Raw genomic sequence first — 20,240 nt, 5'->3', positions numbered from 1 at the left:
GTTTTTAAAACGTCCTGGGGCTTTTTAAATGGTGTATATCAGGCGCTTCCGTTTTTCTTGTATGATAAAATGGGGGTTAGTTTGTTAGATAAAGGGTGAGCGAAATATGAGCATTTTATCTGTTGAGCAATACAGTAAAAGTTATGGCGATAAACAGCTGTTTACCGATCTATCGTTTACCATTTCAAACCAGCAGCGCATTGGTTTAATTGGTGTTAACGGTACAGGGAAATCTACGCTGCTAAAGTCGATCGCAGGGATAGAATCGGCGGATACAGGAACAACACAGCATGCGAAAGGTTTTACCGTAGAATATTTGCCTCAGGATCCAGAGTTAGATGCAGACAAAACGGTGTTAGAGCAAATCTATTTTGGTGACTCTGAGATCATGGTTGCGATTAGGGAATATGAACGCGTGTTGCAGCGTCTTCAAGACAATCCTGAAGATCAGCACGTACAGAATCAGTTGTTAACCTATCAACAGCGTATGGATGAGACAGGTGCGTGGGAGGCAAATACGAGGGCGAAGACGATTTTGACGAAGCTTGGAATAGTTGATTTTAATAAGGCGATTCAGGAACTTTCTGGAGGTCAGCGCAAAAGAGTAGCCTTGGCTAAGGCATTAATTCAGCCGGCTGATCTTTTGCTGCTTGATGAACCTACGAACCACTTAGATAATCAGACTATTGAATGGCTAGAGGAATACCTGGCTCAATATAAGGGTTCATTAATGGTTGTTACCCACGACCGTTATTTCCTAAATCGGGTAACGAATCTTATTTATGAGCTCGACAATGGCACGTTGTACACTTACGAGGGGAATTACCAAACGTTCCTCGAGAAAAAGGCGGAGCGTGAAGAGCGGGAACGTCAAGCTGAACAGAAGCATCAAAACACGTTAAGGAGAGAACTTGCCTGGCTTAAGCGGGGAGCTAAAGCCCGTTCAACTAAGCAGAAGGCGAGGAAACAGCGTGTAGAAGCTATGCAGGAACAAACATTCAACAATGATAAACAAGATGTTGATATGGCTATTGGCTCTACCCGGCTGGGAAAGCAGGTTATCGAGTTAAAAGACATCTCCCATTCCTTCGCGGAAAAGCAAATTATTAATCAGTTTGATTATTTAGTGGTTCCTGAAGAGAGGTTAGGGATCATCGGTCCGAATGGTTCAGGTAAAACAACTTTATTAAATATAATGGCGAGGCGTATTAATCCTGACCATGGAGAGCTTACGATTGGTTCTACGGTTAAAATTGGCTATTATACACAGGATCATGAGGAGATGGACGAATCATTAAAGGTCATTGAATATATAAAAGAAGTTGCTGAAGTAATTTCTACAGCGGACGGTGAGCAAATCACGGCCGAGCAGATGCTCGAACGGTTCCTTTTTCCAAGACCACAACAGTGGACCTATATTAAACGTCTTTCCGGCGGGGAACGACGCAGGCTTTATTTACTGCGTGTATTGATGAGCGAGCCGAACGTTCTCTTTCTCGATGAGCCTACGAATGATCTTGATACCGAAACCTTAAGCGTTCTTGAAGGATATTTGGAACAATTCCCTGGTGTAGTCATTACCGTTTCGCACGATCGCTATTTCTTAGATCGAGTCGTTGATAAACTGTTGGTATTTGAAGGAGAAGGGGTCATTGAATCCTTCTATGGAAATTATTCAGAACTTATTGAACAAAGACAGGTCTCGAAAAAGGAAGAAACGAAGTCAGAGAAAAGTGAACCCTCTGTCCAGGAACAAACCCGCAGATCGAACCGTAAGCGTAAATTGTCCTACCGGGAGAAACAAGAGTGGGAGACAATTGAAGATGACATTACAGCCATCGAAGAAGAAATCGAGGCTATTGACGGAAAAATTGCTGATGCAGCAAGTGACTATAATAAAGTTGAGGAATTATATCAAACCAAGCAGGACTTAGAGGATAAACTGGAAACGAAAATGAATCGTTGGGAGGAGCTTTCCTTAATTATAGAAGATGCAACAGAATGACATGCGCAAAAGTCCCTATTTTTATAATAATAGGGACTTTTGTGTTTTTTTGTTGAATAAAGGGGAATGGTTCTGTGAAGTAAAAATAATGTTTACAGAGGAAGGTGAGTGAACATGAGCTCAATGCAAGAGGAATTTATGAATATGACTAGTAAATTACCTGAATTGATTCTTGCTTTGGTGGTATTGCTTCTTGGCTATATCATCGCTAAGGCTGTTGAAGGAGCAGTTAGAAAGGGTCTCCAGAAAACAAAATGGGATGATAAGCTTTTTGGTGAGGGAGAAAAGAGAAGTGCAAATAGCTCAAGTGAAACGATCATAAGTAAAATTGCGTTCTGGATCATTATGATCTTTGCTTTTGTATGGTTCTTCAACATTCTTAGCTTAAATCTGCTGGCGGAACCACTCGTCTCTATGCTCTCATCCATTACAGGTGCTATTCCTAATATAATCAAAGCAGGTATCATTTTATTAGTTGCCTGGTTGGTAGCTACTGTAGTGAAGAGGTTAATTGAATCTGGCGGACGCAAAGTAAATGCGAACAAAATGCTAGTTAAAACAAAAGCTGTTGATCATGAAGAAGCAGGAAACAAAGCAATTGATACAGCTGGTCAAGTCGTCTTTTATTTAATCTTGCTTATCTTTTTACCAGCAGTACTTGGTGCTCTAGACATGGAAGGTATCAGCGAACCGTTCGCTGGCATGTTAAATAGTATTCTATCATTTATACCTAAGCTTTTTGCTGCGGCATTAATCGTTCTGATCGGATGGGTGATTGCTCGTCTAGTCAGTAATATCCTAAGTAATTTCCTGAAGAGTATTGGTACTGAAAAACTGACGGAGAAGCTCAAATTGAACCGTGTATTTCAAGGAACAACGGTTTCTGATGTAATTGGAACCATTGCGTTTGTCTTAATTATGATACCAGTAACCATTTCAGCCCTTGAAACTCTTGATATTAGAGGCATATCTGAACCAGCAATTAGTATGTTAAATGATATTCTGACAATGCTGCCTGAAATTGCAACAGCGATTGTATTCATCTTGGCAGGTATAATGATCGGTAAAGTGTTGAAAGATATTGTCGTTTCCATTCTGAATCGCGTTGGATTTAACGGATTAATGAACCGAATGGGGCTTGGGCGCCTGGATGATAATGATCAAGTGCCATCCCTTTCTGAGTTTGTTGGTTATATTGTTCAGATTTTAATTGTTTTCTTATTCGTTGTGGAAGCAATGCAAATACTCAACCTTGAATTTATGGTTGATCTAGCTACAGGCGTAGCTGCCTATTTACCTTCTGTACTAGCAGCGATCCTTATTCTTGGCTTCGGATTATGGTTAGCGAATTTGACGGCCAAGTTATTAGGAGGTCTGCTTCGAAATTCATCAGGCTCTCCCCACGTACTAAACCTGATCGCCAAGTATGCGATTATTGTTTTCGCCTTCTTTATGGCCCTTGATCAGCTGGGGATTGCAGATTCTATTATTAATGCAGCCTTTATCCTGATTCTGGGAGGAGTCGCTTTAGCATTTGGCTTATCCTTTGGTTTAGGAGGACGCGAGCACGCTTCCAAATATTTAGATAAAATGGACAGGAAACTTAGTAAAGTAAAAGTGGACCACTCTCAACAACAAGACTCCCCAAATGATGACTATTCAAATGATCACTTTTAATCTTTAATATGATCCAATCACAGGCATTCCTGTGGTTGGGTCTTCTTTTTTGTATGAGGATAGGAATTGTGAAATAATGTATACGGATACATAACAACCAAGGGGAGGAAAACCGATGTTATTACCTAGTCAAGAACAATTAGAAAAGTATGCAGAGCTTGCCCTGCGTACAGGGGTGAACTTACAGAAAGACCAGAAGCTCATGATTAATTCAACAGTAGAAGGTGCACCATTTACTAGAATTGTAGCTAGAAAAGCCTATGAAATGGGCGCTGAAGATGTGCATATTGTCTGGGCGGATGACGAACTTACACGCCTTCGTTATGAGTATGCCGATGTGGAAACGTTAAAGGAAGTGCCTGACTGGCAAAGGGACATGTTTAGTTACTTCGGGGAAAAAGGGGCAGCTATCCTTTCCATCAGGTCTACAGATCCAGATCTGTTAAAAGGAATTGATGCTGGAAAGGTAGCAGCTGCAACTAAAGCTCGATCCGAAGCGATGACGAAATTCAGAGATTTTACAATGAATGATCGTATTCAGTGGTCAATCGTCAGCATCCCTATCCCGGCCTGGGCGCAAAAGATATTCCCAGGTGAGTCTGAAGAAAAAGCTGTAGAAAAATTGTGGGAGCAGATATTCAGTATTGTGAGAGTTGACAGGGAAGACCCTGTGGCTGCCTGGGAAGATCATAACCAGACGTTGATCAAAGCAAAGCAATTCCTCAACAAGAAAAAATATAGCAAACTTATTTACAAGGCTCCTGGGACTGATCTTGAAGTGGAACTGCCAAACAACCATATCTGGAAGGGTGGAGCTTCCCAAACCGTTGAAAGTAACGTACCTTTCAATCCCAATATGCCAACAGAAGAGGTGTTTACTGCACCGCATAAATACGGAGTAAACGGTCAAGTTTCAAGTACAAAACCTCTTAATTATGGAGGCAATGTGATCGATAATTTCACACTCACTTTTAAAGATGGTAAAGTAGTAGATTTTAAAGCAGAAGAAGGAGAAGAAACGCTGCAGCATTTGCTGGATACTGATGAAGGCTCCACCAGACTTGGGGAACTCGCTCTTGTCCCGCATGAATCACCGATTTCTCAATCCGGTTTAATCTTCTATAATACGCTGTATGATGAAAATGCCTCCTGCCATTTGGCATTAGGGAAAGCTTATCCGAACAACGTTGAAGGCGGATCTGACATGAGTGAAGAACAACTTGATCAAAGTGGTGTTAACCACAGCTTAAGTCATGTGGATTTCATGATGGGTTCAGATGAATTGGACATTGATGGTGTCCTTGAAGACGGAACTACGGAACCAGTGATGAGGAAGGGAAGCTGGGCCATCTCTTTTGAGTAAATTACTATGAAATAGCCTTCCTGAGAAAAGACGCTGAAATCAGCGTCTTTTTAAGTCTGTCGAGAAAGTCTAATGTTTTTCCAGGGATAAAGGCAGTGATGATATGGACAAGGATGTTTATCTGCGAAAAATCTTATATTACCGCGATAATTAAAATATATCAGCGATAATTTGAATATAACCGCGAATAGTTTTTATTTCAAAAAATAAGTGCGAGGAGACTGAGGAAAGTGAAGAAGCGGTGTCCAGCGGCTTTTTCATGAATCCTTATAATTCCCATATAATGATGAATAGGGGGATTGAAAAAATAAAAAGTAGGGTATAACACACGTACAGAGAATAAAAGGAGGCTTTTTCATGGTTGATATCGAAAGTGAACTTCCTGGATTTCAGTCAAACCCAAATACGCTTGGCAAGTGCAGCAGCTGTGGTAAGATGTTACGAACAAAACAAGAAGCCAAAATAACGATGTGTAAAGATTGCCAAAAGCGCCATCGTGACAAAGATCATGTGTTAGATGAAGAAAAGGATAAATAAGAATGAAAAAGACTGCAGTGAAGTGAAAACTGCAGTCTTTTTTTGGGTGAAAGCAGACTTTTCTTTACATAATACAATAATAGGTGGTAGAGTGTTGCAATGTGCGCAAAAAAACAAGATTAATGAATAAAGGAGTTCTGTATGAATGATAAACAAACCGGAAGAGTAGACTGGCCCGTTTTTATAATTAGCGGCGGTGCTTTACTGCTCTTTGTTATTTTAGCACTTATTAATATTACATGGATTGAAACCTTTGTCAGTAGAACCTTTGCCTGGTCAGTTACTTACTTTGGAGCATTCTGGCAGCTATTGATGCTAGCCACTTTCTTTGTTGGTATCTGGCTGGCATTTTCTAAATATGGAAAAATTAAAATGGGCGGAATCGACAAACCCGAAATAAGTTTATACAAGTGGTTATCGATTATTATGGCTACTTTATTAGCCGGAGGAGGTGTGTTTTGGGCCGCTGCAGAGCCTCTTTATCATTTTCTTACGGTTCCTCCATATCTGTCACAATCAGGAATTGAGGCTGGAACAAAAGCCGCTATAAATCCAGCACTGGCGCAAAGCTTTATGCATTGGGGATTTTTAGCTTGGGCGATATTAGGAACGATTAGTGCAGTCGTGATGATGTATGGTCATTATCACAAAGGTATGCCAATGAAGCCAAGAACGCTTCTTTACCCTATTTTTGGAGAAAACATCCGCCACAATTGGTTCGGAACACTTGTCGATGCTTTTTCTATCATTGCTGTGGCAGCGGGAACGATCGGTCCAATTGGCTTTCTTGGATTGCAAGCAAGTTATGGGCTTCAAGAAATATTTGGCATCCCTAACGAATTTGGGACTCAAGTTTTAATTATCATTGCCGTGGTTTTAATTTCGACAATATCAGCTGTAACGGGTCTGTATAAAGGGATTCAGTTTTTAAGCAGCTTTAATGTTCGCCTTGCACTAGGTCTGATGATTTTTATTGTGATTTTTGGTCCAGGAGGATTTATCATTGATCATTTCGTTTCGTCATTTGGGGTCTATATAGATCAGTTCATACCAATGAGCACATTCCGTGGTGATTCGGATTGGTTATCGCTATGGACCGTATTTTTCTGGGGATGGTTTATTGGCTATGGTCCTATGATGGCCATTCTGGTAAGCCGTATCTCCCGAGGCCGTACGATTCGTGAAATTATCGTAGCCATTTCCATTTTTGCACCAGTCATCTCTACTTTCTGGTTTACGATTCTTGGCGGATCGGGTATATTTTTTGAACTGCAAAATCCGGGATCAGTCTCTGAGGCATTGAATGCGGCAGGCAAACCCGCAGCAATGTTTGCTATTACTGAGCAACTTCCATGGGCAGCCATTATTTCTCCTTTGTTCTTACTACTAACGATTTTGTTTGTCGTAACGACAAGTGATTCAATGGCATATACGATTGCGATGGCTGTCACGGGTGAAGGGAACCCGAAAGTATGGCTTCGTGTTTTCTGGTCTGTAATTATGGGGGCTATTGCAGCGATCCTTCTAATTACAGGAGATAGTGGAATTACACAGTTGCAGAACTTTATTGTTGTTACAGCAGTCCCTGTATCTCTGTTATTATTGCCAATGATTTGGCTGGCGCCGCGCGTTGCCAAACAAATGGCTATTGAACAAAATATAAAGAAATAATAAAAGAGCTCTTGCGCGTATATTGGCGCAAGAGCTCTTTTATTATATTTGCCGCAAAACCGCACGGACAGGACTGCCATCAGCCTGGTCCATTTTAAGCGGAAATGCCATAAGTTCGTATCGGCCTGGGGCAACATGATCAAGCACAATACTTTCTAAGATAAACACATCGTTGTCATAAAGGGAATGGTGAGCGGGTAGGTTCTTACTTGTTTCAGCGTCGACAGATGGGGTGTCGACACCTATCAATTCAATGCCTTGTTCTTTTAAAAAAGGACCGACATCTTCACCAATCACAGTATAACTCTCTGGAAATTTGGTGCGGTCTTTCCAGCTGGTTGACCGGAAAAGCACCTTACTGACCCCTTCAAATTCAAACGCTTCTAAATCCTCTTTCGTGATCGTCTCTTTCCCCTCCATATTAAGAACAAGAGCTTCTCCCATAAAACGTTCGACAGGAATCTCAGCCATTTTCAGTCCATTAGAATCATAATGGAAAGGGGCATCGACATGTGTGCCGATATGATTGCTCCCCTTGTGACTTCCGACATTAACAGCTCCTGTTTCTTCCATGGATGCGGTTAGTTCGTATCGGAAAGGCTCATCTCCTGGCCAAGGCGGTGTTGAATCATTGAGTGTCATTGAAATGTCAATTAGTTTCATTAAATTTCCTCCCTAAGCAATAGTGTCGCGCTCATTTTTGAATTGTTTATATTTTCCACTTTGTACAAGGTACTTTAGCGTCATCATAACTTGATAAAGGTCAGAATAGGAAGTATAAAGGGCGATGGGTGCCAGACGGATCACATTAGGCGCCCTGAAATCAGGAATGATTTGCTTGGCTTTTAATGCTTTGCAAATACTAGCTGCTTCTTCATGAATTATGCTGACATGTCCGCCTCTTCGTTCATCTTCCTCCGGGTTAGCAATCGTAAACCCAAATTCGCTCAACTCTTCTTTAATAAAATTTATTAAAAAACGAGTTTGTTTTAAGGATTTTTCACGAATCCGTTCTATTCCTGCTTCCTGGAAAATTTCCAGTGAACCTACGAGAGGAGCAGAGCTTAAAATATGTGGTGTTCCGATTTGAAAAGCTCCCGCGCTTTCAGCCTGAGTGAGGTTATGATCCATATCAAACTGTTTATCTTTATTGGAACTAAACCAGCCGGCCAGCCCTGGTTTCTTTCCAAGGTGTTTCTCATGTACAAACAGGCCGCCAACTCCTCCTGGGCCGCTATTCAAGTATTTATATGTACACCAGACAGCGAAATCGATTCCCCAGTCATGGAGCTGATGGGGAAGGGCGCCTATGGAGTGGGCTAAGTCGAATCCAATGGTGATTCCACGCTCATGAGCAGCTTTCGTGATCATAGGGATGTCGAGCAGCTGGCCGCTTCGATAAAGAACCGATGGCAGAAGAATTAGAGCCATATCCTCTGTCATAGCATTAATGATCCGATCTTCAGATAATGTTCGTCCATCCGAACTCTCTACCTGTACCAAATGTTCCTCTGGATCATATCCATGCAGCTCAAGCTGACTTTTTAAGGCATAAATGTCAGAAGGAAAGTTTAGTGCATCCGCCAAAATTTTAGTCTTCTTTCCTGATGGTTTATAAAACGTTGCCAACAGTTGATGAATGTTAGTCGTGATAGAACCTGTATTAATGACTTCCTCAGGTTTAGCCCCAAGCAATGGAGCTGTCATAGCTCCGAGTTTTTCGGACAGGTAAAACCAGGGCTGTTTCCCCTCTGTCCATCCATTGATGCCAAACTGCTTCCAATCCTGAAGAGAAGTTAGTAAAGCTTGTTCAGCTCTCTTAGAAAGGAGGCCGAGAGAATTTCCATCCATATAGAATGTATTTTTAGGTAAATAAAATTCAGTCTTGAATGATTGTAACGAATCGTGATGGTCTAGATTAGCAGCCAGATCCTTTGTAAGCCTTTCCATAAACAATTCCACCCTTCTTTTAAAAAAACTCTTTCTACTACCATAACAAAAGAACTGTCATGATAGACAGCTCCTTTTGATTATTTCATATAACCGTGTTTAATAAGGACTGCTTTTATTAATCGGTATGTGAATTCTTCAGGCAGGGCATCTTTTAAGGGTTTTAGCTTTTTCTCATCCACTTTGCTGTAAGCCATGAGGACGTTCTCTTCTTGTTCATCATTGAACCAAAGCTCCCAATTGATCGTTTTGCCTTCTCCTGCCGAACGGAAAAGGTGATTCTCTATGGTCTGCGCACTCATACCTCGTTCTCCAGCAATGTCATCGATGGTTTTCTCCTCACCTGTCCACATGTCATACGTAATTTCATAGCTCGCCCTTGGGTCAGTCGGATCCTTTTTCTGCATGGATGGCCTTAGAGATTCGGTAGCCCGATGTTTAGGCCGTGATTCTGTTTCTTCAGCCCAGGGACGAATCTTTTCTAGAAAAAGCTCCCCATATTGTTCGAACTTCTGCTCTCCAACCCCTTTAATTTTTAACATTTCCCTTTTATTTATAGGAAGGTAGATAGTCAATTCTTTAATCGTAGCATCTGAAAAGATTACATACGGCGGCAAGTTGGCTTCATCTGCCAGCTCTTTTCGCAGAATGCGCAGAGCTTCAAACTTTTCTACATCATAGTTGATATCCTGATCAGAAGTAGTAGTTTCGACTAACATTTTTACGGGTCTTTCCCCTTTAAGAACAGAAACGGACTCTGAAGTGAGTTGTAAGGTCGGATATCTTCCTTCTCCTGGACTTAATAAACCTTCGGCTGTTAAAAAGTTAATAAACTGTGTAAGTCCTCTCTCCGTATACCGGGATAGAATTCCATACGTGGACAGCTTATGAAACTTAAATTGTAACACCTTTTGATCAGAGGACCCACGCAGGACTTTGGCTGTTAAACCTGCTCCAAACCGTTCTCCCATCCGTTTCACACACGATAGCACCATTTGAGCTTCTCGAGTCATATCCTGTTCTTCGCCTTCGTATAAACAGTTGGAACACTTTCCACAAGGCTCATGAGGATGAGGATCAGCAAAATAGTCTAATATATACTGTTGGAGACACACATGGGTGTGGCAATAGTTGACCATTGACTGCAGCTTCTGGTATTCATCCTTTTTCTTGTCATCACCCATCATTGATTGGTCGATAAGAAAGCGTTGTAAGTGGATATCCTGGCCGGAGAATAGCAGTACACAATCACCTGGCTCCCCGTCACGTCCGGCACGTCCAGCTTCCTGGTAATAGGATTCAATATTCATCGGCATCGAGTAATGAATCACGTATCGAACGTTTGATTTGTCAATCCCCATACCAAAGGCATTGGTGGCTACAATCGTAGTTGTTTCATCTTGAACAAAATCACTTTGTACTTGCTTACGTTGGTTCTCAGTCATCCCTGCATGATATTTCCCGATAGAAAAACCTTTCTTAGCCAGGAAATTTTGCAGGTGATCGGCATCTTTTCTAGTGGCGGTATAGATGATTCCTGAATCATGTGGCCGTTGTTCCAGGTACTCAAGAATAAAGTCACGCTTGTCGCGTCCTTTAACGAGTCGAAAAGATAAATTGCTTCGTGCAAACCCGGTGTTAACGACTGAGTCATCTGTGACGTCGATAAGCTGCTTTATATCCTGTATCACTTCTTGTGTAGCTGTTGCTGTTAATCCCATAATAACGGGAAGGTTAGGAATTTGATAAAGAGTTTGTACAATTGAACGATAGCTTGGTCTGAAGTCATGGCCCCATTGTGAGATACAATGTGCTTCATCAAAAGCGATTAGTGATAATTTAATTCTTTTAATCGTTGAAAAAAATGACTGAGAATCGAATCGTTCCGGAGCAACATAGACAAACTGATAGCGCCCCTGCTGCATATCAGAAATACGGCTTCGCTGTTCTTCGAAGGATAGCGAACTGTTTATATAGGTAGCCGCAATACCATAAGAGGTTAGGGCGTCAACTTGGTCTTTCATAAGCGATATGAGTGGTGAAATAATGATAGCCGTTCCCTCTAAAGTAAGACCGGGAATTTGATAACACAGCGATTTTCCTCCGCCAGTCGGCATGACAGCCAGTGTGTTTTGATGAGTCAATACACGCTGGATGGCTTCTTCCTGGCCAGGGCGAAACGAGGTGAATCCATAATATTCTTGTAGATATTTTCTAGCCTGTTCGATCATATTAAGATCATCCTTTGCAAATTCTTTGTCTATCGTATCATGTTTTGATTTAGTTGAAACGGGAAAAAATCAGATACAAAATGATTTATGAACGGAGGGTAATGGAATGAAGGCGATTGTAATAGAGAAGTATGGCGGGAAGGATCAGCTGTTAGAAAAAGATGTACCTGAACCAGAAATAAAGCAAGATCAAGTTTTGGTTGAACTTCACGCCACATCAATCAATCCGATCGATTGGAAATTAAGAGAAGGATATTTAAAGGAAAAATTAGATTTTGACTTTCCCATTATATTAGGTTGGGATGCAGCTGGTGTTATTAAAAAAACAGGAAGTGCTGTGCAGAACTTTAACGTCGGCGACCGTGTGTTTGCACGTCCTGAAACAACGAGAAACGGTACGTATGCCGAGTATGTCGCAGTTGATGAATATTTACTATCCCATCTTCCAGAATCGATTTCCTTTGAGGAAGCGGCAGCCGTTCCGCTTGCAGGTTTAACGGCTTGGCAATGTCTCGTTGACTTTTCCGACGTAGCGGAAGGTGATCATGTTCTCATTCACGCTGGTTCCGGCGGTGTAGGACATTTTGCTATTCAAATTGCGAAAGCATTTGGAGCTACTGTTTCGGCTACGGCTAGTGGAAAGAACCAGGAGTGGGTAGAGAAACTTGGTGTAGATCGATTTATTAATTATAAGGATGAGGATTTTTCTGAAGTCCTTAGTGACGTTGATATTGTCCTCGATACAATGGGCGGAGAAATACAAGAGAAGAGCTATGAAGTGTTGAAAGAAGGCGGCCGCATGCCATCCATCGTACAACCACCGAATGAGGACACAGCCAGTAATTATGGAGTAAAAGCCGGGTTCGTGTGGCTTGAGCCAGATGGAGACAAATTGAGCGGGCTAGCAGACCTAATGGTAGAAGGAAAAATACGGCCCGTCATTGGCCATCAATTTGACTTTGATGAAGCGGGGTTGAAGGAAGCCCACGAGCTGAGTGAAACGCATCACGCTAAAGGTAAAATTGTTATTTCTATTACATCATAAAAATCGCCTCAGGTCATTTTTAAGGACCTGAGGCTTTTTATAGCCGAAGGGATCAGTAAGATAAACAGGGCAGTTCTCACTATGCTGTTGAGAACTGCCCTGACTTATTATTTGTTTGTGACAACCTTGGATGTTGTCGTAGTGACAATCCAGTGAATAATAGCCCCAATAATGGCCCCGACAAACGCTGGCAGAATCCAGCTCAAATTTATTTCTGAAAACGGCAGGGCCTGAATATAGGGGGTTACAGACTTAAGTGGAAATCCAGCAGCTACGAGCCCATCGTATAAACTTATGACACTTGTGAACAGAATGGCTCCTCTGTACACATAGGGCGAATGGTGAATGATTCCTCCTGTAAAGGTAAGAATAATCAAAACGATAGTAATCGGGTAAACAAAAACCAGCACAGGAACAGAATAGGCAACGATTTGATTCAATCCCATGTTTGCAATAGCCAGACTGATAATGGTTACCACTAAGGCGACACCTTTATAAGTTAGACCTTTGAATCGGCTGCTGAAAAACTGACCACAGGCAACTACTAATCCAACACAAGTTGTAAAACATGCCAGCGCTACAATGATTCCGAAGAGAAGGGTGCCTATGTTTCCGTACATGATGTTGGCAGCTCCTGCGAGAATCGCACTACCGTTCTCATATGTCCCTTCTGTAGCCATTTTTGCACCGATCCAGCCTATGGATACATACACACTAGTTAAGCCGATGGCTGCAACGCTTCCAGCCTGGAAGGTGCGAAGTGTGAGCATCTTGCTGTCAGATATTCCCCGTTCACGAAAAGTGGTAACTGTGATGATTCCAAAAGCCAACGCAGCTATGGCGTCCATAGTCAGGTATCCCTCTACAAAACCAGTAAAAAACGGCTGTGAACTATATTTTTCGCCAGGCGGCTGAATCTCCCCATCTAACAAAAAGAAGGCACCTACGACTAATCCAATAATAGATATAAATAAAGCAGGTGTTAACATCTGACCAATTCGATCCACAAGTTTGGAAGGATTTAAACTTACGAAAAAGACTAGTCCAAGAAAAATAGCGGTAAATAAAAACAATCCCAATGTAGAGGACTCACCAAGCCATGGAGCTAGTCCAGATTCAAAAGCTACACTCGTTGCTCTTGGAATTGCGAAAAGCGGCCCGATCGTTAAATAAACAACAGAAATGAATATAATTCCAAATAGAGGGTGGACTCGGCCTGCAAGTTGTATAGCCCCTCCTCTTACAAGTGAAATAGCAACAACGGTTATGATAGGTATTCCTACTCCAGTTAATGTAAATCCAATTATAGCTGGTAAGTAAGAGGTACCAGATTCGATACCAAGTGAAACGGGGTAAATTAAGTTTCCGGCTCCAAAAAATAAAGCGAAAAGTGTAAAGCCAATAAACAGGATATCTTTTTGTTTCATGACGTTTTCCTCCTCTATGATGTCATCCTATCTAACGTAAAAAGAGCTTCTCATGGAGAAGCATCAATCTTCTTTTATCAGTATTTATCACCGCAGTAATATTATCAATGTCAAAAAATTATGTCAATGTTTTTTTATGTTAATTTATCGGTAAAGGCAGCGTTTTCATATTTATCATCATTTCTTTTTGATTCAAAGTAGTTTACAGATGTATGGTAGCCATATAAAATAAGTCTCGATACATATCCTTTTGAAGATAAGGAGTTATTATATATGATCGATTCACTGTTATTTGAAGTCATGTTAGTTGGCGCACTTGGAATTGGTTCCCAATGGGTCTCATGGCGTTTTCGATTGCCGGCCATTGTTGTTATGTCAATTGTTGGTTTACTCGCAGGGCCTGTTCTAGGGCTAATGAATCCTGAACAGGACTTTGGTGAATTATATAGCCCTATTATTTCACTCGCCGTTGCAGTGATCTTATTTGAGGGCAGTCTCAACTTAGATTTTAAAGAAGTAAGAGGACTGGGCAGGCCAGTATTCCGTGTAGTAACATTCGGTGCCTTTATCAGCTGGATACTTGGGTTACTGGCCGCACACTACATGGCTGGTTTATCATGGGCAGTTGCCTTCGTGATTGCAGCTTTATTTATTGTGACAGGACCGACGGTTATCTTGCCTTTATTAAGGCAGTCTAAACTGAAGCCCAGGCCGGCAAAGATTTTAAAATGGGAAGGAATTATCGTCGATCCGATTGGGGCACTGCTTGCTGTTTTTGCCTTTGAAATAACAGAATTTATTGTAGGAACGAATCAATCTCCAACGGCTTTGTTATCGTTCTTCCTGGCCGCCATTTTCGCGGTAATGCTCGGGTATGCTTGCGGTAAAGGAGTAGGCTGGATGTTTGAAACCGGCTATGTTCCAGAATATTTAAAATCTCCTGTCGTCCTCATGGTGGTAATAGCGTGTTTTACGATAGCTGATGAAGTGACACACGAAACAGGACTGTTATCCGTTACAGCAATGGGGATGACGCTTGCCAATATGCATATATCATCGATAGCAGACATGCGGCATTTTAAGGAAAGTATTTCACTTGTGCTAACCTCCACCATCTTTGTACTTTTAACGGCTTCTCTAACACGTGAAACATTGATGCAGATTTTTAATATCGAGATCATTGGATTTGTTCTCTTGATGTTGTTTATCGTCCGTCCGTTATCGATTTTTCTTTCCACATGGGGGACAGACCTGTCCAGGTCTGAGAAGATACTGGTTGGGTGGATCGCACCTCGAGGAATTGTTGCTTTAACCGTATCTGGTTACTTTGCAAGTGTGTTATTGGATGCAGGCTTTGAGGATGCCTCAATCTTAACATCCCTTACCTTTGCACTCGTATTTACGACTGTAATTGCCCATGGCTTTTCGATTGGGTGGTTATCGAAAAAACTCGGCCTCTCCATGGAAGGACCGCCTGGTGTGCTGCTTGTTGGCGGTAGTAAATTCACCACGAAGCTTGCTAAAGCATTACAAGATGTAAAAGTTCCTGTCGTTATAAGTGATTCTTCATGGGAGAGACTGTCATCAGCACGCGCAGAGGGTGTGAAATCCTATCACGGCGAAATTTTATCAGAACAGACGGAATATAAAGTGGATATGACACCTTATGAGTACATGCTTGCAGCTACTGAATTTGATTCGTATAACGCCTTAGTGTGTACGACGTTCGTACCTGAATTTGGCCGCAATAACTTATTTCAGTTAAGTTTAAGTAATCGTGAAGGCGACAAACTTGAAGGCCTCGTTCATACGATCGGCGGCCGTGTGCTCTCCAATGTCGGAGCTTCTTGGGAAGAACTGAACCAAATGGTTGAACATGGATATGTGTTTAGAAGAACAAATATTACGGAGCAATACACGTATAGGGATTATTTAAATAATATTGATGATCAAGCTATTCAAATCTTCGTTAAAAAGCCAAGTAAGAAAGTGGAATTCTTTAGTGAAGAAGTTGAAACGAGAGTAGAACAAGGAGATATCGTAGTTTCCTTGACTCCTCCGAAAAAAGAATTCGAAAAGATTCAAGAGAAGTTAGAAAAGCAGCGAAAAGAAAAGGAAAAGTAACCAAAAGCAGGAAAAGCGGCGTGCGGTCTGATCGCATGCCGCTTTTTTGTATGTTATTTCGCTTCAGCTAATTTTTGTTTCAGTTCCTTTAACTGATCCTCCATACGTGCCAGCTGTAATTCAGCGTTCCGCACGTTAGCTCCAGCTGCTTCAAGCTTATCCAGATCACCTTGTATCCGTATATAATCAGACTTGAGAGCAGCGATTTCATCCTCAATTTCTTTCCTCGTCATACGATCACCCCTTTATTTACTATTGTAGATGTTGTGTCAAGAGGGTATAATAGTGTAAATTTTCTAAAGATTAATTCCGTTAATCCTTGGATTTGGTAAAAACTTCGTTACAGCAGCAAGGTTGATTTCCACTTCGGGCAGTTGTTTTCCGCGGGCGGCTGTTGAGCCTCCTTGTGCTGGCGCACTACGGGTCTCACCTAGGCCTTTCCTCCCGCAGGAGTCTACGTATATTTTCTCCGCTAAATAGCACCTCGTTCGTCTTTTTACTTGAGAAGTTTTGCTATCCTGGCCTCGCTCGACGCTGGAACAGGACGTGCCGAACTTAGTCGAACTTCTTCTGTTGCTTTCCGCAGGAGTCAACTGCCCTACGCTTCAATCAACCGCCATACTAAGTAGTGTATTTCCGAAGCAGGTATGTTAAGTCATAGTTTTTGCTTCTTACGTCATAACGACTATCTTTAGAAAACAGACTAGAAGGGATATTAAAGGGGGAATTGTCATGATGAGAATTGAAGAAACTGCAGACGCAGCTGGTTTTGCCCGGCAGGCTGAACCATTATTGTTACAGAAAGAAGCTGAGAATAACCTTCCTCTCGGCATTATCGAGCGTTGGAAGCATGGATCGGAAAAGGGTTCTTCTGCCTCTATGCTCACCATTTACAAAGGTGAAGAGCCTGTTTACATAACACTTCGAACTCCACCGCATTTGTGGATTTTGCCAGCTATATCAACCATTAATCAAGAGAGTTTGACTCATTTAGCCTATTTCCTTTATGAGAATGAATATGAAGTGCCGGGCGTACTTGGAGAGTCTGATGCGGTGCGATGGTTTGTGGAGGCGTGGGAGCAATGCAGCGGTCAATCAGGGGTTCTGCATATGAAGCAGGGCATTTATCGATTAGATCACCTCAAACCTGTTTTAAAAAACGATGGGGAGCTAATCGTAGCGGAGCAAAAGGATTACCCTCTGTTAGTAAAATGGCTTACAAAGTATGGATATGAAACAGGGGAGAGTTTTCATAAGGAACGAGCTGCTCAACTAGCAGGCGATATGATCTCTGATCAAAGAATGCACTTTTGGCAGGTGAATGGCACCATCGTATCGATGGTTTGCCGGGCTAGGACTACCCCTAATGGAGCCACAGTGAATGCTGTTTTCACCCCTGATGAATATAAACGCAAAGGTTATGCCACTCAGGCTGTCGCTTCTCTAACCAAAACATTGTTAGCGGAAGGATATGAGTTCTGTGCTTTATACACTGACTTGGCTAACGCGACCTCGAATACCATTTATAAAAAAATTGGCTACAATCTTATTGGCCAATCGCTCGTATATCATTTTGCACCCTCATCATAAGCCATCCCCGCGCGTATAAAACTTACAGATTTATACGCGCGGGGATCTTTTAATGCTCTGCTCTATTTTCCAGCCATTCATGATAGAAATGGGTAATTATTGTTTTTACCAGTGCATAGGTTGGTATGGCAAACAAAAGACCGAGGAAGCCTGCCAGACTGCCTGCAGCAAGGATGACTGTAATGACCGTTAACGGATGGATATTAAGAGCTTTCCCCATCACGTTAGGAGAGACAAGGTTTCCTTCAATTTGCTGAGCAACGACCATGATGATGGCCACGTACAAAACCAAAATCGGGTTTTGAAATAGAGCGACCAGAATAGCAGGGATCACCGCTAAGAAAGGTCCAACGAAAGGGATGACGTTCATCATCATGGCGAATAGTGCCAAGGTTAAAGAATAATGTAGTCCAATCACTAAGTAGCCGACAAGCAGAATCATTCCGACGAACACACTGACCGTAAGCTGTCCGATAATGAACGAGTTCAGGGTATGATCCATAGATTTTGCCAGTTTTTCGAAGCTCTTGCCAATTCGATCATTCATGAATTGGCGTAAAAAAGGAACAAGCTTGTCACCATCTTTCAACATAAAGAACAAAAACAACGGGACTAAGATCAGTGCAAAAACAAAGCCGATAAACTGACTGACCACATCAATCATGATCGTAGATGCTTGTTTCAAGTAGGATTCTAGATTTTGGATCACATTGTTAATCGCACTATTGAACTGATCTGGGATGATAGCCTGATTCTGCTGCCAGTAATTGATGGTATCACTAACCATCTCCACCATAGTAGGAAAAGTTTCAATTAACTTTGAAAATTGCTCCTGAGCGATAGGGGCGATAAAGCGGGTGATTAAGTATCCAATGAAAATAAAAAGCAAAAAGACGGATAAAATAGCAAGTAATCTTGGTACTTTGTACTTTTCGAGGAAAAGCATTACGGGTCTTGAAATATAAAATAAGATTCCTCCGCCGATGAACGGAATGGCTATCGCTGCTAAATAAGTGAATATAGGGGCAAAGAAAAATTGAATCTCATGTATGAGTAAAATAAATAATGAAGCTAGAATACCTGCGATCAAAGTTTGAAACCATCGTTTATGGATCATGAAGACACACCTTTATGTATGAAATGACTGTCTATAAGTAATTCTTCCTCGATTATGAAATTCCTGCTTAAAACTGGAAAGTGTTCACGAGGGAAAATAAATATGCTATAAGGTTATCACTATTCCTATAGCATTGAAAATATGTCCAGAGGATTATATGGTAGAGAAGATAAAACGAATCCAATTATATTGATGAGGGTGAAAATGATGAAGGAGCAATTGTTGAAGCGGTTTACAAGTTACGTGAAGATCGACACACAATCAAATGAATCCAATGAGCAGTGTCCTTCTACGGAGGGGCAGCTAGTGCTTGCTAATCAATTGGTAGAGGAACTCAAGGAGATTGGAATGGATGAGGTCACCATCGATGAAAATGGGTATGTAATGGCTACACTTCCTGCTAACGTTGACAAAGACCTCCCTGTTATTGGTTTTTTAGCGCATGTAGATACAGCAAGAGATTTTACTGGGAAAGACGTCCGCCCTCAAATCGTTGAGAATTATGATGGCGGTGATATTCAGTTAAATGAGGAAGTAGTGCTATCCCCTGTAGATTTTGAAGAACTTCTTACATACAAAGGACATACTTTAGTGACGACAGATGGTACTACTTTGCTAGGTGCGGACAACAAAGCTGGTGTGGCGGAGATAATGACAGCGATGCAGTATCTTATCAATCATCCTGAAGTGAAACATGGTAAGATACGGGTTGCTTTTACTCCTGACGAGGAAATTGGAAGAGGACCTCATTTATTTGATGTAAAACGATTTGGTGCAGAGTTTGCGTATACCGTAGACGGCGGGCCATTAGGTGAACTGCAGTATGAAAGTTTTAACGCAGCTGATGCGAGGATCACTTTTTATGGCAACAGTGTTCATCCAGGGACGGCAAAAGGCAAAATGGTGAATGCTTCGAAGCTTGCGATGGAGTTTGTTGAACAGCTCCCGAAGCAAGACGCCCCTGAGTTTACCGCTGAATATGAAGGCTTTTATCACCTTGTTTCTTTTGAGGGAGATGTTGAGAAAGCTCAGTTATACTATTTAGTTCGGGATTTTAATAAACAAAAATTTGAAGCGAAGAAGCAAAAACTGGATTCGATTGCTGCACAAATCAGTGACAAATATGGAGAGCATCGTGTCAATTTAAAGGTTCATGATCAATATTATAATATGGGCGATAAAATTGAACCCAAAAAAGAGATTGTGGATGTGGCGCACCAGGCGATGACAAATCTTTCTATTGAACCGATTGTCCAGCCGATTAGAGGGGGCACTGACGGTTCACAGCTTTCCTACATGGGGCTGCCTACGCCGAACCTGTTTACTGGCGGTGAAAATTTTCATGGTAAATATGAGTACGTTTCATTAGATAATATGGTGAAGTCCACTCAAGTGATTGTAGAAATTTGCCGCCTTTTTTCTGAGGGAACGCGAAATTAGGCATTAGGCTGTGAATGTTCAATAGACAGGACATATATCTGTTGACAATTGATGCAATCCTGC

At 41.7% G+C, this 20,240-nt stretch carries 15 protein-coding genes; 9 read left to right on the top strand and 6 right to left on the bottom strand.

Annotated features, from left to right (window positions below):
* Positions 1 to 106: 106 nt before the first annotated feature.
* The 5 genes from G6R08_RS08305 (at position 107) to G6R08_RS08285 (ending at position 7,253) form a co-directional block, all read left to right on the top strand.
* Complete coding sequence (locus tag G6R08_RS08305) at positions 107 to 2,005, top strand: ABC-F family ATP-binding cassette domain-containing protein (protein WP_163527551.1); 1,899 nt, start codon at positions 107 to 109, stop codon at positions 2,003 to 2,005.
* Between the two features lie 114 nt (positions 2,006 to 2,119).
* A complete protein-coding gene (locus G6R08_RS08300; RefSeq protein WP_163527550.1) occupies positions 2,120 to 3,682 on the top strand; it encodes a mechanosensitive ion channel in 1,563 nt (520 codons plus the stop codon).
* Between the two features lie 115 nt (positions 3,683 to 3,797).
* Positions 3,798 to 5,045, top strand: a complete 1,248-nt coding sequence (locus G6R08_RS08295) for an aminopeptidase (RefSeq protein ID WP_163527549.1) — start codon at positions 3,798 to 3,800, stop codon at positions 5,043 to 5,045.
* A gap of 357 nt (positions 5,046 to 5,402) precedes the next feature.
* Positions 5,403 to 5,582, top strand: coding sequence for a hypothetical protein (locus G6R08_RS08290; protein ID WP_079528528.1), 180 nt, complete (start codon positions 5,403 to 5,405; stop codon positions 5,580 to 5,582).
* Between the two features lie 141 nt (positions 5,583 to 5,723).
* Complete coding sequence (locus G6R08_RS08285; protein ID WP_163527548.1) at positions 5,724 to 7,253, top strand: BCCT family transporter; 1,530 nt, start codon at positions 5,724 to 5,726, stop codon at positions 7,251 to 7,253.
* Between the two features lie 42 nt (positions 7,254 to 7,295).
* Here G6R08_RS08285 and kynB read toward each other — a convergent pair whose 3' ends face one another.
* From kynB to recQ, 3 genes are all read right to left on the bottom strand, one after another.
* On the bottom strand, positions 7,296 to 7,916 hold the full coding sequence (gene kynB, locus G6R08_RS08280; protein ID WP_163527547.1) for an arylformamidase: 621 nt from the start codon (positions 7,914 to 7,916) through the stop codon (positions 7,296 to 7,298).
* A gap of 12 nt (positions 7,917 to 7,928) precedes the next feature.
* On the bottom strand, positions 7,929 to 9,203 hold the full coding sequence (kynU, locus tag G6R08_RS08275) for a kynureninase (RefSeq protein ID WP_163527546.1): 1,275 nt from the start codon (positions 9,201 to 9,203) through the stop codon (positions 7,929 to 7,931).
* Positions 9,204 to 9,283: 80 nt separating this feature from the next.
* Complete coding sequence (gene recQ, locus G6R08_RS08270; protein ID WP_163527545.1) at positions 9,284 to 11,434, bottom strand: DNA helicase RecQ; 2,151 nt, start codon at positions 11,432 to 11,434, stop codon at positions 9,284 to 9,286.
* A 106-nt stretch (positions 11,435 to 11,540) separates the two neighbouring features.
* Here recQ and G6R08_RS08265 point away from each other — a divergent pair, with 106 nt between their 5' ends.
* Entirely contained in the window at positions 11,541 to 12,479 is a 939-nt protein-coding gene (locus G6R08_RS08265) for an NADP-dependent oxidoreductase (RefSeq protein WP_163527544.1), read from the top strand.
* A 107-nt stretch (positions 12,480 to 12,586) separates the two neighbouring features.
* On the opposite strand, the gene brnQ is transcribed toward G6R08_RS08265, so the two are convergent.
* Positions 12,587 to 13,906: a branched-chain amino acid transport system II carrier protein gene (gene brnQ / locus G6R08_RS08260; RefSeq protein WP_163527543.1), complete on the bottom strand. Its 1,320-nt coding sequence runs from the start codon at positions 13,904 to 13,906 to the stop codon at positions 12,587 to 12,589.
* 273 nt (positions 13,907 to 14,179) lie between these two features.
* On the opposite strand from brnQ, the gene G6R08_RS08255 reads away from it, so the two are divergent.
* Entirely contained in the window at positions 14,180 to 16,030 is a 1,851-nt protein-coding gene (locus tag G6R08_RS08255; protein WP_163527542.1) for a cation:proton antiporter, read from the top strand.
* Between the two features lie 53 nt (positions 16,031 to 16,083).
* Here the strand turns inward: G6R08_RS08255 and G6R08_RS08250 are convergent, their stop codons facing one another.
* Entirely contained in the window at positions 16,084 to 16,263 is a 180-nt protein-coding gene (locus G6R08_RS08250; protein WP_163527541.1) for an SE1832 family protein, read from the bottom strand.
* A gap of 499 nt (positions 16,264 to 16,762) precedes the next feature.
* Here G6R08_RS08250 and G6R08_RS08245 point away from each other — a divergent pair, with 499 nt between their 5' ends.
* Positions 16,763 to 17,620, top strand: a complete 858-nt coding sequence (locus tag G6R08_RS08245; RefSeq protein ID WP_240339668.1) for a GNAT family N-acetyltransferase — start codon at positions 16,763 to 16,765, stop codon at positions 17,618 to 17,620.
* Positions 17,621 to 17,669: 49 nt separating this feature from the next.
* On the opposite strand, the gene G6R08_RS08240 is transcribed toward G6R08_RS08245, so the two are convergent.
* The gene (locus tag G6R08_RS08240; RefSeq protein ID WP_163527540.1) at positions 17,670 to 18,737 is read right to left on the bottom strand and encodes an AI-2E family transporter; all 1,068 of its coding nucleotides are present in this window, start codon (positions 18,735 to 18,737) and stop codon (positions 17,670 to 17,672) included.
* 207 nt (positions 18,738 to 18,944) lie between these two features.
* Between G6R08_RS08240 and pepT the strand changes: the two genes are divergently transcribed.
* Positions 18,945 to 20,177: a peptidase T gene (gene pepT, locus G6R08_RS08235; RefSeq protein ID WP_163531207.1), complete on the top strand. Its 1,233-nt coding sequence runs from the start codon at positions 18,945 to 18,947 to the stop codon at positions 20,175 to 20,177.
* Positions 20,178 to 20,240 lie beyond the last annotated feature (63 nt).

Origin of the sequence: Halobacillus ihumii (genome assembly GCF_902726645.1) — a bacterium.
Taxonomy (GTDB): domain Bacteria; phylum Bacillota; class Bacilli; order Bacillales; family Halobacillaceae; genus Halobacillus_A; species Halobacillus_A ihumii.
Note: the sequence above shows the minus strand (reverse complement) of the source record. Positions and strands in the feature narration are given on the sequence as shown.